Source organism: Leucobacter muris (assembly GCF_004028235.1).
In the GTDB taxonomy this organism is placed as follows: domain Bacteria; phylum Actinomycetota; class Actinomycetes; order Actinomycetales; family Microbacteriaceae; genus Leucobacter; species Leucobacter muris.
This window is the reverse complement of the sequence record NZ_CP035037.1, coordinates 312,441-328,181: the sequence shown is the minus strand read 5'-3', so window position 1 is coordinate 328,181 and position 15,741 is coordinate 312,441. Positions and strand designations below refer to the sequence as shown.

Genomic DNA, 15,741 nt, shown 5'->3' with positions numbered 1-15,741 from the left:
CGCGCTCAGCTGATGCGGCGCAGCGTCACCTCGAGCGTGCCGATGACGAGACGCTCGGTGACGGGCGTCTCGCGGGCGGCCTCGAGCGGCACCTGGTCGCCGCGCTCGTCGACGAGGGCGACGCCGTTCGTGGAGTCGAGATCCTCGATCGTCCACGATTCGCCGGCGCGGCGCAGTCGGGCGTGCGACTTCGAGAGGGTGCGCGTGGGATCGGCGATCTGCAGCACGCCGCCGTCGTCGCGGGCCTCGGGCTTGCGGCCCACCACGATGTCGTCGCCGCGCAGCTCGAGCACCTCGCCGTCGGGCAGTTCGAGCCCCCAGCACGTGCGGCGCGGAACGACGACGGTGCGGTCGAGCTCGTCGTCATCTGCGGCGGGCGGGGCGGCATTCGCGGCGGCTGCCGCGGCGGCCGGGTCTGCGGGATCGCCGGGCCGGTGCTCGGAGCGCGCGGTCTCGGTGTCGGGGCCGGGGGCGGCGCTCGAGTCGGGGTTCGAGTCGAAGATGGACGGGCGCTGCGTCGAGAAGGAATCCTGCTGCGCGGGAGCCGGATCGGGCGCGACCACGGGCTGCGGCGGAACGGGCTGGGGAATCGGGGGGAGAGCCACCCCGGGAAGCCCGGCGGCGGGGGCGGCCGGAGCGGGCGGCTGCTGCGGCGTCTGAGGGGCCGGAGCCTGCGGTGCGGCCGGCGCGGATTTCGGGTTCGACTCCTCGATGCTCGGCCACGCGAAGGGCCGCGCCGGCTCCTCGCCGCCGAGCACGGGGGCCTGGCGCTGCTGGTACCCTTCCTGCGCGAGCCGCTGGTAGTCGCCCTCGGTGGTCCTGCTGAAGCCCCACTCGTCGCCGGGCTGCTGCTGCGGCTGCGCCTGCTGCCCCTGCTGCGGCTGCTGCGGCTGCTGCGGCTGCGGCTCGGCGAACAGCCGCGCCAGGGCGTCGACCGGCTCGCCCTGATCCGCGGCCGCGGGCTGCGAGACCGGAGCGTGCTGCCACGGCTGCTGGGGCTGCGCCGGCGGAACCGCCTGCTGCTGGGCGTAGACGGGCGTCTGCGGAACCGCGGGCGCGTAGCCGCCCTGCGGCGCGGGGGCGACGGAATAGGCGTGATCCGGAGCCGCGGGAGCCGACCCGTACGCGCCGTAGCCGTACGCGGCTGCGGGGCCGTTCTGCTCGATGGCGCTGGCGAGCAGCATCGCCCACACCGGCGGCAGCAGGGCTCCCAGCACGGTGAAGCCGCCGCCCTTGCCGTGCTCGACGTTGAGCCGGTGGATCGCGATCACCGAGACCACGAACGCGACGACCGAGAGGCCGGGCACGAGGCCGAAGAGCACGAGCCAGCCGGGCAGGCCGCCCCGCTGCACGAGCTGCCACTGATTCCAGACCGGGATCCAGCCGTGGCTCGAGGGCAGGCCGATGCGCGGGAACAGCCGCGAGAGCGACCAGAGGTACCAGACGTAGAACGCGATGCCGACGAGCGACCAGACGCCGAGCGCGAGCAGCACCGCGGGCCCCAGGGAGGGAGCGGGCGCATACGTCGTCCCGATGACCGGGAGGACGTCGGGGCTCAGAGGGGTCGAGGGCATGTGCTCCTGCTTTCCAGACGCGAGAGTTGCGGCATCAACTCTGCATAACGATATCCGTGGCCGTGCCGTGACGCAAAGGTCCGTGTGCGATTATGGCGGGTTCTCCGGCGGTCATCCGAACGCAAGACGAGCCACCCCCCACAGGCCGAGCACCGACACAGCGGCCGTGGCCGCGTAGGCCGAGACGGTGATGATGCGGGATCGACGGGCGCGCCTAGCCAACGATGGCAGAGGCTCCCGTTCGGGCTGAGGGGCCGCGGCTGCGGCCGGCGGAGGCCCGATGCGCCGGTGCACGGCGTCGGCGTCGGTGCGGTCGGCGCCCTGCCGAGGGCTGCGGGGGCCGTAGATGCTCGGCAGCACGCCGCCTCCCACGCCGCTGCGGGGCAGCACCGCGCTCCACGGCGGGTCTTCGACGGGCGAAGCGGGCGGATCCGGACGCGGATCGCGTCGGCGCTCGGGCGCGGGGGCTCCGGTTCGGGACCTGCGCCGCGCAGGAGCCACCACGGTCGCGTCGTCGACCCCGGGGGCCGCGCCGCGCCGCACGATCACGGTCGCGTCGTCGACGGGCTCGCCCGGAGACGACCCGCTCGGGGACGAGCCGCTCGGAGCCGGATCGCTCCGGACCGACCCGTTCGGGGGCACCGGCGCTTGGGGCGGGACCGGCGGCACCCGAGAGCTCGCAGACGGGGCGCTCCCGGCGGCGCCCTCACCCGCCGCTCGGCGGCCGCGCCGCGGCACGACGACCGTGGCGTCGTCGTGAGCCTCGTCGAGGACGGGCACGGGCGCCTCGCCGGGCACGGGCGCGTCGTCACGGCGCCGCCCGCGCTCGCCGCGGGGCACGACCGTGGTGGTGTCGTCGAGACCCGCGGGCTCCTCCGGGCCCCGCGGCGGCGTGCGCTCCTCGCCCGTCATCGTGTCACCGGCCTCGTCACCTCGAGGGTGGTCTCGTCGACCTCGTCGGCGTCCCCCGGATCGGGCAGCGGATCATGCGGGGTCTCGGGCCCGAGGCCGTCCGAGACCGTGTCGACCACCACCACGGTCACGTTGTCCCGCCCACCCGCTTCGCAGGCGCGCCGCACCAGCTCGTCGGCCACCGCATCGGCTCGCCCGCCCACGGTGAGCACGGCGCGCAGCTCTTCGTCGCCGAGCTCGGAGGTGAGGCCGTCCGAGCAGACCAGCAGTCGCATGCCGGTGCGCAGTGGCAGCAGCCAGGCGTCGTGGCGGGCGTCGTCGGAGCCGAGCGCCCGCGTGATCACGTTGCGGGGGGTGCTCGCGGCGTCGGCGTGACCGGCCGCGGTGAGCTCGGCGTGCAGCGAGTGGTCCGAGGTGATCTGGGCGAGGCTTGCGCCCCGGTGCTGGTAGACGCGCGAGTCTCCGACGTTGATCACATACCAGTGCGGCTCGCCCCCGTGCTCCACCAGCACGACCCCGGTCAGGGTGCAGCCGGCGCCGCGCTCGGCCTCCCGAGAGATCTCATCGACCGCGCAGCGAGCCGCCTCGAGCGCCGCGTCGACGTCGGCGATCACGAGCGGGCGCCCCCCGCCGAGCGCGGCGAGCCGCGCGAACGCCCCGATCGCCGCAGCGCTCGCGAGGTCGCCCGCAGAGTGCCCGCCCATGCCGTCGGCCACCACGAACACCGGCAGCTGCGCGAGCGCCAGATCCTCGTTGACGGCCCGGCGCAGGCCGGTATCCGTGCGCGCCGCCGCCGCGATCACGGGCCGCCGTTCGCGGCCCCCTCCGTTCGGCACACCGTTCATGCGCGCTCACCTCCCGGGTGCGGCCGACCGCGCCGCCCCACTCCGATTCCGTACGAGCGCAGCGAGTACGCCGCGCGAAGCCTGGCCATCGCACTCATCCCCACGGCTCGCTCGTCGCGATCCGCGTCAGCGGCCCGCCAGAGTTGATCGACCGTGCCGGGGTCGATGCCGCGCGGCGAGAACACGGCGCGATCCACCTGCGCAGCCGCCCACAGCGCGGGCGCGGTGCCCAGCACCGCGGCGATCTCGCTGCGCGCCGCGTTGCCCGGCACCGGCACCCCGGCGTCGCGGGCGCGATCCACCATCTCCTCCCAGGCTCCGAGCGCGCGCAGCTCGGGCACCCGCTCGGAACGCCTGCGGCGAGCGCGCACGCGCTTCGCGAGGGGCAGGAAGAGGAAGGGCGCGGCCAGCAGGGCGAGTGCTGCGAGCGAGAGGCCCGCGGCGCGCAGCACCGGCCAGAGCGCCGACGCGCCGGGCACGGGGGCGTCGGGATCGTCGCCGTCCCCCTGCTCGCCGAGCCCCACCGGGGGATCCGCCTCGCGGGCGTCGCGCTCCTCCGGGGTCGTCGGGAACTCGGGCAGCTGCTCGCCCTGCTCCAACCGCTCCGGCCGCTGCTCGACCTGCGGCGTGACGTCGAGCGGCACCCACTCGCCGCGGTCGCCGCGCGCCTCGATCCAGGCCGCGAGATGCTCGCCCGCGCACTCGCCCGAGCATGCCGGCACGCCGTCGACCCCCTGATCCTCTCCCCCGAGCCGCACTCCGACCACCACTCGCGCGTCGTAGCCGAGCGCGCGCGCGATGAGCGCGGCGGCCGTCGCGAACTGCTCGTCGTCGCCGACGCCGGCCACGAGCTGCGCGGAGGTCGCGCTCTCGCCCGCGGCGAGCTGCTGCGCGTTGAGCTGCTCGAAGAGGGACTCGATGCGGGCGAGGGAGTGACCGCCGGCACTCGGCTCGAACTGGGTGCCGTACCGCTCGCTCAGCCGGTCGAGCCACAGGCGCTCCCCCTCGCCGCCGCTCATCGAGTGGCTCAGGTAGCCGCGCTGCCGCAGCCGATCGATGAGTTCGGCGAGGCCCTCGGCGCCGCCGGGCTGGTGCTGGCGCTCGATCCACGCGCCGAGCTCGGGCGCGGTGTCGACGTCGAAACTCGGCGCGCCGGGCTCCCCGAGCCGGTCGATCGCGGGATCCGGGGCGGTCTGCATGTCGGCGGAGTAGCCGTCGCCCGCGGCGAGCCCGATGGCGCGGTCGGTCGCGCCGGAGGCGGTCCCCGCGGCGGCGCTCCCCGATCCGGCGGCGCTCCCCGATCCGGACGCGGCCGCGCGGGGCACCGCGATCGCACCGCCCGTCTCACGGTTCACGTAGAACGCGTCGGCGAGCTCGTCGGCCCGCGTGCCCGTGAACACGGGCGGGCTGCCGAGCGGAGCCGCGGGCGCCCAGATGTCGGAGTACCCTTCATCGATCCGCACCGTGACCCGCTCGGGGTCGACGATACGATCGCCGCTCGGGAAGCGGGTGAAGCGCCCGGCCGCGTCGTCGCTGATGTGGAAGTCGACCCCGTCGTAGGCGTCGAGCACCGCGAGGCGCAGCCGCTCGGGCAGCGCGCCCGTCGACGAGACCGAGAAGAGGGGCGCGTCGAGAGCGGCGTCGCGCTTGGAGCTGCGGTAGGCGGCGAGCGGGCTCGGCCGCTCGCGCACCACGATCTCGGGATCGATGCGGTCGCGCGGCACGGCACGGGCCCCCGCGTCGAGCACGGGGGCGAGCGCGGTGCCCGCGACGAGCGCGACCACCACGATCCCCGCGCCGACGAGCACCCGCGACGCCCCGCTCCGTCCGCGCGCGACGCTGCCGGCCGCACGGCCGAGCTTGAGGGCGGCGCGGCGCTCCTCGCCCGAGACGAACGCCACCCAGACGGCCGCCACCGCTGCGGCCGCGAGCCACAACCCGATCTCACGAGGCGCCGCGACGGTGAGAGCGCCGATGTGCAGCGGGGCGCTCAGCTGAGACGCCCCGAACACCGTGCCGAAGGCGACGGGTGCGAGCAGGGGCACCGCCGCGAGCGTCGCCGCGCGGGCCGACCGGCGGGCGAGAATGCCGGTGAGCAGCGCCGTGAGCAGGAACACCACGTAGGCGGGCACGAGCACCGTGCGGTAGGTGCCGACCGGCAGCGTGAGGGTGAGCAGCTGCTTCCATCCCAGGGCGACGGCGGCGAGCCCGTCGAGCAGTCCGCGCAGCAGCCCCCCGCCGCCGCGCGCCGGCGGCATCGCCTCGGGCACCGCGACCGGCACGACCGTGAGCGCGAAGGCCGCGAGCGTCACGGCCGCCAGCACGATCGGGCCGAGGCGCAGCCGATCCCGCAGCCACGCGATGCCCGCGCCCAGCACGAGCGCGACCCCGGCGACGAGCCAGAGCCACGGCGTGCGGTAGATGGGCCAGGCCGCCCACACGCCGAGCGCGAGCGCCACTGCCGCAGCCGCCGCTCCCCAGGCGGCCCGGGCCGCCGCCCGCTCCGGCCTCACAGCGCGCCCCTGATCATCAGCTGCGGCAGGTCGCCGAGAGCGCCCACCGTGAACATGGCGAGCGGGTCGATGCGCTGCGCACGGGGTTCCGAGTGCAGCTCGCAGCGCACCGCGAGCACGTGCACGTCCGGGTTGAAGACGATCGCGGCCCGGCGGATGCGCGTGAGGTCGGCTCCGGATCCCGTGACGATCGCCACGATCGACAGCGGGCGGCGCGACTGGGCGAGGCCCCGTGCGAGCAGCTCGAACGGCAGCCCGTCCGGGGCCGCCTCGAGCTCGGCCCAGGCGTCGAGCAGCTGCTGCGGGTCGCGCGAGGGCAGCTCCTCGAGTCCGTCGATGCTGGGGCGCACCCGGCCCGGCGCCCAGGCGGAGGCGACGAAGCGCTCGCGCCCCTCCCGCACCGCCTGCACGGAGATCGACGCCGCCACGCTCACGGCGAGTTCGAACTCGTCGTCGTTCTGGTACTCCTCGCGGATCGCGTCGAACAGCACGGCGACGCGGGCGGTCTGCGACTCCTCGTACTGCCGCACCATGAGCGTGCCGGTCTTGGCCGTCGACTTCCAGTGCACGTGCCGCATGGCGTCGCCCCGCGCGTACTCGCGCACCGCGTAGAACGAGAGGTCGGAGTCGGTGAGGCGCCGGCTCGCGGTGCCCTCGAGATCGCGCACGAGGCCCGCGGAGTTCTGCGGCAGCGCCGCGATGGCGGGATGCACGTGCACGAGGTGCCGCTCCTGCCAGGTGACCTCGCGTCGCAGCAGCCCCACGGGGTCGCGGCGCGCGACGGTGAGCGGTCCGACCGGCACCACGCCGCGCTGCACGGCCGGCACCCGCACCGGCAGCTCCACCGAGGCGCCCGCACCGATGAACGGGATCGTGAGCTCCCGCAGCGCCGGCCCCACCGGCAGTTCGGTGACCGCCGGCAGCGCCGGCCGCGATCCGCCGTTCTCGACGAGCACCCTCACCTGCACCTCGCCGCCCACCGTCACGCTCTTGCGGTCGAGCGCGATCCGCACCCGGTAGGCCCGGCTGCCGATCAGGAACGGTGCCGCGATGATGAGCAGCAGGCCGCCCACCACGGCGGCGAACCAGGCCTCGACCCACGAGAACGCCGCACCCAGCACCGCGCCGACGACCGTGACCGCGAGCACGAACCAGCCCAGCGGGGTGACCGCCTGGGTCACACCGCGCCAGACGCGTCCGGCGCGTCGACGCGTGCGGCGCCACCACCGGCGCGTGACGACGCGGCGGCGCTGGGTCGGGTCGAGCGCGCGCGTCGACGTGCGGGTCTCGCCGAGACGAGACCCCGTTCGGGTGCCCCGAGTGTGCCGCGTACCGCGCGTGGCGGTGCGGAACAGACGGCGCTGGGTGCTCTCGCCGCTCACGCCGTGCCGTTCTCCTGCGGAACGGGGGTGTCGATCAGGATCTGCCCGATCACGGCCTCGGCGGTGACTCCGTCGAACTCGGCCTCGGGCTCGAGCACGAGGCGGTGCGCGAGCACGGGGATGGCGAGCTCGCGCACGTCGTCGGGTGTGACGTAGGAGCGGCCGCAGACGAGCGCCCACGCCGACGCCATGCGCACGAGGGCGAGCGCGCCGCGCACGCTGGCCCCGAGGCGCACCTCGCCGGCTCGGCGGCTGGCCTCGACGAGCTGCGATACGTAGGAGGCGATGAGCGGGCTCACCGAGACGGCGCGCGCGAACTGCTGCAGCTGCGTGAGGGTGCCCGCGTTCATCACGGCCGGCACCTCGGGGGTGCGGGCGATCTGCTGCAGGATGCGCATCATGGCGGCGTCGTCCGGGTAGCCGATCGAGGTCTTGATCATGAAGCGGTCGAGCTGCGCCTCCGGCAGCCGGTAGGTGCCGGCCTGCTCGACGGGGTTCTGGGTGGCGATCACCAGGAAGGGCTCGCCCACGGGGTGGGTCTGGCCGTCGACGGTGACCTGGTGCTCCTCCATCACCTCGAGCAGCGCCGACTGCGTCTTCGGGCTCGCCCGGTTGATCTCATCGGCGAGCACCACGTTCGCGAAGATCGGGCCCGCGTGGAACTCGAAGATGCCCTGCTTCTGGTCGTAGACGGTGATGCCGGTGACATCGCCGGGCAGCAGGTCGGGCGTGAACTGGATGCGCGACGAGGTGCCGTGCATCGTCTTCGCGAGGGCACGGGCGAGCGCGGTCTTGCCCGTGCCCGGCACGTCCTCGAGCAGCACGTGCCCGCCGGCGATCGCGGTGGCGATCACCAGTTCGATCACGCGGCGCTTGCCCTGGATCGCCACCTCGATCGCGTCGGCGACGGTGCGCACGGCCTCGCACGCCCATCGGGCCCGCTCGTCGGTGATCGGGCCGACGGCGTCGGCGGCGACTCGGGCACCGAGGGGGGCGCTGTTCGGCTGCGGCTCGGGTGTCATCTGTGCTTCCTTCTGCTCGCTGAGGGGGCTGATGGGCTGGGTCGGGTTCGGGATCGCCGGTACGACCGAGGGATCGGGGTCATGGGCCGGGAATCCCGGCTCAGGGCCCCGGCGGTTCGCCGCCGGGGTCTGCAGGATCGGGTTGCGCGCAGACGGCCGCTTCGAGCGTGCTCAGGCTGCTGTAGGCCCCCGTCCACAGCACCGTCAGAGTTCCGCCCGCGTGATCGAAGGTCGGTGACGCCGAGGAACGGGCGTGCTCGGAGACCCTGGCGAGCAGCTCGGCTGTGGTGGCGTTCGAGGGGATGCAGCCGCTGAGATCGACGGATACGGGACCGGGGGCGTTGCCCGGGATGCTGACAGCGTCGGAGCACACACCGTTCTTGCACTGGGCCACGCTATAGGCGGCGCCAGGTGTCATGGACGAGGGGAACGAACTGCCGACGCTCGAACCGTTCACCCGGTAGTCGAGCGTGTGCCCTGAGGTCGCCGACACGGAGGGGCCGCTGGTGAGCGTGTAACTCGCGGTCGAGCCGCTGACGGTGGCGCCAGGGCCGATGGTGTAGCCGGCCGTGACCGTCGGAGCCGGAGGCGTGCCCCCGACATTGACGGTGACCGAGGCGGTGGCCAGCGCGGGACCCCACTCGTTCTCGGCGCAGGCGGTCACGGTGAGCGGGTGATACGCGGTGCCCGTCACCGTCTCGGTGCCGCCTTCGCCGCCGTTGTTCGGATTGCAGAAGGAGTGCTTCGTCACGCCGTATCTGGTGCCCTCGGCACCGCGGGAGTCGACGCTGACGTGCACTGTCGCGGTATTGCTTCCCTGCGCCGATTCGCCCGCGGTGATCGAGACCACCGGTCGGCCCGTCACTCTGACGTTCTCGCTCCAGTTCGATCCCTCGGCCGAGTCGCCGTCCGGAGGTTCGAAGGCGCTCAGCGGCACGATGGTCACCGTCGGGTTGCCGACGGGTATATTCGGCACCGTCGCCATGGTGTTCTGCCCGCTGACGCTGGTAGTTCCGGCCGGTGTCGCGATCCGGTATCCGCTCGTGCCGGGTCTGCCGTTGATCTGGAATCTCAGCGTGCCCGCGTCGGCTGTTTCGGCAGACACCTGCCGCCATTCGACCCGCGGCGCATCGGGCCGCTCGTAGGCCCACGCCTGCACGGCGTTCGCGGTGGGCGCCGAATCGCCCACCGCGTTGAATGCCACGGCGGTGAAGCTGTGCTTCTCGCCGTTGACGAGCCCTCCGACCGTGCAACGGTACGACGAGCCCGACCCCGCGCAGCTGCCGGAGCTCGGCGCGCCGTCCATCAGCACCCGCACACCTTCGGTGGCCGGGTGCGAGGTCTCGTCGCTGAGGGTGACGCTGAGCGTCACCGAGTTCGCGGTGTACGCGCTCGCAGTGATGGATGAAGGGCGCCGCGGCACTCCCTGCGCGTCGAGCTCGATGCGCCCCTGGCCGAGCCGGTTCTGCGCGTCTCGCACGGTGTAGGTGGCGGTGCACTTGCCGCCGGGGCCTCCGGAGCCCTGCGGCCAGGTCGCGCTCACCCCGTCCCCCGACATCTGCAGCGCCGCGACGGCGCAGCCGCTCGCGTCGACCGACTCGAGCCGCAGGCCGCCGCCGGTCTTGCCCTGGAAGGGATCGTACTCGCCGGGCGCGCCGATCAGCTGCGCGCGGCAGTCCGATCCGACGGTGCAGTTCAGCGCGACGGTGGCACCGCGCGGGGTGTCCTTGGCCGCCTCCCCCACGCGCAGGGCGAGCGGCGCCTGGCTGCCGCCACCGCTCGCGACGCTCACCACGAGCACGTCCTCGCGCCCGGGCACCGCGTCGGCGCGGGCCCGCACCTCGAGCTGCGACCCCGACTGGGCGACCTCGAAGCCGCCGCCCCCGCCGCTCACCTGGAACTCGAGCCGAGCCGTGTCGCCCTGACGGCCGCCCTGCCAGCGCACCATGTCGACGAGGTCGATCGTCTGCGAGACGCCGGGGGCGACGGTCCTGGTGAGCGGCTCGAGCTCCGCGACGGGCTCGTCGGGCACGATCTGCACCGGCACCGAGAGCTGGGTCCACGCCTTCTGCTCGGCGAGCTTCACCGAGATCAAGCAGCTGTCGCCCCAGGGCCCCTCCTTGCCCGCCGAGTAGCGCAGCGTCGTGGCGCTCGTCGCCTCGCAGCTCGCCTGACCGCGCTGCACGGGGAAGGCGCCCGTCTTGAACTCCGCGCGGTCGCCGCTCGCGAGATCCACGAGGTCGGCGAGCCTCGCCTCGATCGTCTTCCCCTCGTTCACCGACAGCGGGGCGAGCCCGGGCTTCAGCGTGAGCCGCAGCTCGTCGAGGGGCGGGATCACGAGGAAGCCGAACGTCTGCACCTGAGCCCCGCTCAGATCCTCGCCGGTCAGCCGGAAAGGCACGAGGTCGCCCTCGGCGCGGTAGGCGCCGGAGATGCGGGATCCGCTCGCGGTGAAGCGATCCGCCGCTCCGACCCACACCGAGAGCGTCAGCGAGCCGGGATCGCCCGCCGCCCAGTGCACCCGGTCGGTGACGACGTCGACACCGCCGCGCTCGAGCTCGGCCCGGTCGCGCGCCGAGAGCACCGTGTCCCGCACGGTGGGCGCCTGCTGCCCCACCCGGGCTGACACCTGCACCACGATCAGCCCGTCGGCGGTGCTCGACGAGGCCGAAGAGCGCACCGTGTAGCGGTACGAGACGGTGCCGAGCTCTTCGGCTCCCCGCACGACCACGCGCCCCCGCTTCAGCTGCGACAGGTCGAGCCGTTCCTGCAACCGCCGGTACTGGGGCGAGTCCTCGCCGCCCGGCACGTTCGGCACCACCTCGACGAGCTCGAGTCTGCCGCCCGCCGGGTCGGTGTCGTTGTCGAGGGGCCGCACCACCGCGGGCGCAGCGGCGCCCTTCACCATGCGCACGTAGTCGCTGAACACGACCGGGGCCCGCGATCCGCCCGTCTCCTCGACGAGGATCACGCGCAGCCGCCCCTCGGCCTCGCCGCCGAAGCCGTCGCGCACGGTGTAGGCGAGGGTCTGCACGCCGGGCGCCACATTCCTCGACGCCTCGACCTGCAGCGCCGCCGAGCGCGACACGATCGAGGCCGTGAGCTGGGGGTCTTCAGACGCGCTCACGCCCACCAGGCGCACGCGATCGCCGTCGGGATCCACGCCCGACAGCGGCACCCGCACGGTGCTGCGCTCGCCGGGCGCGAGGCGCACCGTGAGCGAGGCGGGCTGAGGATCCCGGTTGCCCTCGCGCGGGAGCACCGTGACGCGCACCTGGCCCACGTCGCTCGCCTCGGGCGTGCTCGCCCCATAGGCGGTGTAGGTGAGGGTGTAGCTGCCGGGCTGGTCGGGGGCGAGGTAGCGCAGCGTGTTGCCCGACGCGAAGGCGAGCTCGCCCTTCGCGCCGGACCCGCCGATCTCGGGGTGCAGCACGAGCCGCTGACCGGGCGGAGCCACGTCGTTGTCGAGCACGGGGATGTCGGCCACCGCGCCCGCACGCACCGTGATGTTGTCGGCGACCGCGATCGCACCGCCCTCGCCGCTCTCGGCGACCTGGAAGACGGTCAGCCTCGCGGTCGACGCCTCCGCGCCCTCCTCGATCACGACGTCGGCGGAACCGATCCTGCCCGGGGCGCCGTCGGGCGTGCTGCCCGAGACCCGCACCTGCGCGTGCTCCAGCACGTCGGCGCGCAGTTCCCCGTCGACGACCGACGCCGAGCGCACCACGAGCGCCCGCGAGTTCGCGCCGGGCACGGCGTCGAGCACGTCGATCGTCGTATCGGCGAGCGGGCGCACGAACGCTCGCAGCGGCGGCAGCCCGAGCTGGGGCCGCGAGTCCAGGGCGGTGACCCGCAGCACACCGGTGATCTCGGCGTCGGTGCCCGTGTCGCGCGCGGTGACCGCGACGAGCGAGGTGCCCGCCTGCTTCGCGCGCACCTCGACGGTGCCGGCGCCCAGGTTCACGCCGACCTCGGCGCTGCCGCTCTGCAGGCTCGCGTCGACGAGGGCGTACGATCCGGATCCCCCCACGATGCGGTTCAGGGGGCGGGTGATCGCGGGCTGATCCACGATCGCCGTGCTGGCGATCGGGTGCATCTCGGCTCGCGCGTTCGAGCGGATCTGCACGATCATGTCGCGCTCGGTCGTCTCGCCGTGCGAGTCGGCGACCTGTACGCGCACCGGCACGTCGCTGTCACCCGCATTCGGGTCGGCGTGGCGCAGCGCGAAGCGGCCGTCGCCGGTCACGAGCACGCGCACAGGATCCTCGGCGTTCACCGGCCGAGCGCTCGCGAGCATCATCGGATCCCCCTCGGGGTCGACCCAGCCCTCCAGGATCGGCAGCACGAGCGTACCGCCCGGCGCGAGCTCGGGGCTCGGCCACTCCCGCTGGCACCCCTCCACGGGGCACCACTCCGGGGCCGAGTTCACGTCGGGGGCGACGACCGTCAGCGAGACCGTCGCGGGCTCGGAGACGTGCACGCCGTCGGTGATGCGGTACGAGAACGAGGCGGTGCCCCGAGCATCGGGCGCGGGCTGGATCACGAGCGACTGCCCGTCCGACAGCAGCGACACCGCCCCGAACTCGGGGGCGAGCCCCTCGCCGAGGCCGTCCGGCACGATCGTGAGCACGTCCTTGCGGTTCGGGTCGTAGTCGTTGAGCAGCACCGGCAGCGGCGCCGGCTCGCCCGCGCGCACGCCGAACGCGTCGTTCACGGCGACGGGGGGCTCCTGCTCGGCCACGTCGGCGACCACCACGGTTCCGCTGCGCTCCTTCGGCGGGTCGACGAGCGACCACTGCTCGACGGGGATCAGCCGCCCCTCCGGCAGCGTCCACATCATGCCCGTGCCCTGCTCCGACAGCAGCGCGCTCGTGCCGTTCGAGCGGAAGACCGGATCCGGCTGCCCCGGCATCTCGACCGAACCGTCGAGTTCGAGCGGCATCGCCCCCTCGGCCGACGACCACAGTCGTGCGCCGCTCTGCCCCACCCAGGCGGCGTAGCGGCTCTCCCCCAGCTGGATCGGCTGCACGGGCGTGCCGTCGCCCGCGTCGATCCGCTCGGCGCCCCGCTCGGTCACGCTCCAGAGCCCGGAACCGTCGGCCACGAGCGACTCGCCGCCGGCGCTGCGGGTGCTCGAGGACTGCAGACGGGCGTCGGCGCCCGCGTCGAACTCGACCGGCTGATCCGACCCCTCTCGCCAGAGCCGCCCCGACTCCGCGTCGAACAGCACCCAGTCGCCCGCCACGATCGCCAACTGCACACCCTCGCCCGGCACGCCCGCGGGGGCCTCGTCGACCCCCATGAAGCGGCCGCGCTCCACGTCGTACCAGCGCAGTTCGCCGGCCTCCGCCGAGAACAGCACGAGGCGCCCCTCGGCGTCGAGCGCGACCGCGCTCGACGCGAAGCGGGCCCCCTCCCCCTCGTTCTCCTCGGCGTCGGCGTCACCCGCGTCCGAATCGGCGAGCGGGTCGAGCAGCACCGGATCCCCGAGGCCGCCCGCCGCGCCCGCGCCGCCCGCGAACCTGGCGAGGAACACGTCGCCGTCCTCGGTGCGGAAGACCACCGCGTCCCCAGCCGCGACGGTGTCGCGCGTGCCGTCGGGAGCGCGGGCCGCGACCGGCCCCTCCCCCGCGGCGCCGGCGGGGTCCGTAGTCGCAGACGCGTTCCCGCCGCCCGTTTCGGCGCCGGCCTCGCCGTCCTCGTTCCCCTCCGCGTCCTGGTCGGTGCCCTGGTCCGTCGATCCGCCGTCCTCGACGAGATCCCGGGGCATGGTCGGATCGATGTCCCAGATGCGGCCGTTGCCATGGCTCAGCACGGCGCCGCTCGAACCCGACTGCAGCACACCGCTCGGATCCTCGACCCTGCGCACCGTGTCGATCTCGGCCGTCAGCGTGTTCACGCGGGCGTACTGACCCGAGCCGCGCATCGCCCAGACCGAGGGATCCTCGCGAGGCGTCTCGCGCGCGTCGTAACCCGCTGCGACCACCGCGATCGTCGCGATCATCGCCAGCGCCGCGGCGCCCGAGATCCAGGTGATCAGACGCGAGCGGCGACTTCGCGCCGCCTGCCCCCGAACCCGCTGTGCACGATCCCCCCGAGCCATCACCTACCGCCCAGCACCGCGAACAGCACCGCCGCCACCAGCAGCACGACGGCCGCAGACCCGGCGCCGATCAGCACCGGGCGCAGCACGGCGCCGCGCTCGCGCCGCACCCCGCGCGACTCCTCGGCCGCCGCACGCTCGCGCTCGAGCTCGGCCCGCTTGAGCGCCCGACCGTCCGCCTGCACGCTCGACACCACCGGGCCGCGCACACCGGTCGCGGTCGCGACGGGCGGCACCCACTCCGACCGCACGACATCGAGCGGGGTCACGTCGTACCCGTACAGGCGCTGCAACTGCTGCAGGGCCTCGCCGAACTGCTGCATCGAGGCGAAGCGCTGCTCCGGCTGCTTCGCCAGCGCCGCCGCCATCACCCCGTCGAACGCCTCATAACCCTGGGCGCCGGGCACCGGCGTGTACCTCGCCCGCCGGATGCGATCGCTCATCGCCTTGCGCGAATCCTTCTCGCCGTCATCGCGGGCGAACGGCGAACGGCCCGCGGCGAAGGTGTACAGGGTCGCCGCGAGCGACCACACCTCGCTGGCCGCCGTGCCCGCAGTGGAACGATCGATCACCTCGGGAGCCGCCCACGGGATCGACATCGCCTCGCTCGTGCCCGTTCCCCGCATCTGACCGCGCAACGACACGATGCCGAAGTCGGCCAGCACCGGGCGACCCGTGGTGGCGAGCAGCACGTTGGAGGGTTTGATGTCGCGGTGCAGGATGCCCGCTCGGTGCGCGGTCTCGAGCGCGCCCGCCAGGCGCACCCCCGCGTCGAGCACCTGATCGAGCGGAATGGGGTTGCCGTTGGAGCGGTGGCGGAACGACTCGGGGCAGAACTCCATCGCGATGTAGGGGTGGCCGTCGCTCGAGATGCTCGCTGCGAAGATCGACACGATCGAGGGGTGGCTCGAGAGACGGGCCATCGCGTCGGCCTCGGCGTCGAACGCCGACCGATCCTCGGGGGAGGCGCCGATCGTGCCGCCCCGATCGCCGCCGGTGAGCACCTTCACCGCGACCACCCGGCGCGGCATGTCCTGCTCGTACTGATAGACGTGCGCGAAACCGCCCGAACCCAGGGGGCGCACGTAGTTGAAGCCCGAGATGCGGGGAGGGCTCACCGGTATCGCGTCAGCCATGGCTGATCGCGACGTTCACTGCGGCCCTCGGGAACATACCCCAATGCTAAAGCACGAAGGGCGCCTCCGCCGACAGGTGTGGGGGAGACCGGCCCGGGCCTCGTGCACGCCGCCAGCGGCCCTCCGAACCGCGGCTCGCGGTGCTCCCGCGGCCTGATCTCCCTCGCCGCGGGGCCGCTCTGCCTCGCTCTGTTCTCCCCCCCCCCCCGCCGCGGGGCACCCACGCGCACCGATCGACCCTCACGCACCCCGAT

General features: G+C 74.1%; 8 protein-coding genes. All 8 read right to left on the bottom strand.

The features are described 5' to 3' along the window. Positions 1 to 5: 5 nt before the first annotated feature. Positions 6 to 1,574 (bottom strand): DUF5684 domain-containing protein, encoded by a 1,569-nt coding sequence (locus tag Leucomu_RS01505; protein WP_128386116.1) that lies wholly within the window; start codon positions 1,572 to 1,574, stop codon positions 6 to 8. Positions 1,575 to 1,685: 111 nt separating this feature from the next. Next, complete coding sequence (locus tag Leucomu_RS01500) at positions 1,686 to 2,486, bottom strand: hypothetical protein (protein WP_128386115.1); 801 nt, start codon at positions 2,484 to 2,486, stop codon at positions 1,686 to 1,688. Then, positions 2,483 to 3,331, bottom strand: coding sequence for a PP2C family protein-serine/threonine phosphatase (locus Leucomu_RS01495; protein WP_128386114.1), 849 nt, complete (start codon positions 3,329 to 3,331; stop codon positions 2,483 to 2,485). The genes Leucomu_RS01500 and Leucomu_RS01495 overlap by 4 nt, the downstream gene beginning before the upstream one ends. Continuing rightward, entirely contained in the window at positions 3,328 to 5,790 is a 2,463-nt protein-coding gene (locus Leucomu_RS01490; RefSeq protein ID WP_228407184.1) for a DUF3488 domain-containing protein, read from the bottom strand. Before Leucomu_RS01490 ends, Leucomu_RS01495 begins: the two co-directional genes overlap by 4 nt. A gap of 50 nt (positions 5,791 to 5,840) precedes the next feature. Beyond that, the gene (locus tag Leucomu_RS01485; RefSeq protein WP_128386112.1) at positions 5,841 to 7,226 is read right to left on the bottom strand and encodes a DUF58 domain-containing protein; all 1,386 of its coding nucleotides are present in this window, start codon (positions 7,224 to 7,226) and stop codon (positions 5,841 to 5,843) included. After that, positions 7,223 to 8,248: an AAA family ATPase gene (locus Leucomu_RS01480; protein ID WP_017884367.1), complete on the bottom strand. Its 1,026-nt coding sequence runs from the start codon at positions 8,246 to 8,248 to the stop codon at positions 7,223 to 7,225. The genes Leucomu_RS01485 and Leucomu_RS01480 overlap by 4 nt, the downstream gene beginning before the upstream one ends. Positions 8,249 to 8,348: 100 nt before the next feature. Beyond that, a complete protein-coding gene (locus tag Leucomu_RS01475) occupies positions 8,349 to 14,252 on the bottom strand; it encodes an Ig-like domain-containing protein (protein WP_128386111.1) in 5,904 nt (1,967 codons plus the stop codon). A 98-nt stretch (positions 14,253 to 14,350) separates the two neighbouring features. Beyond that, a complete protein-coding gene (locus tag Leucomu_RS01470) occupies positions 14,351 to 15,487 on the bottom strand; it encodes a serine/threonine-protein kinase (protein ID WP_128386110.1) in 1,137 nt (378 codons plus the stop codon). Positions 15,488 to 15,741 lie beyond the last annotated feature (254 nt).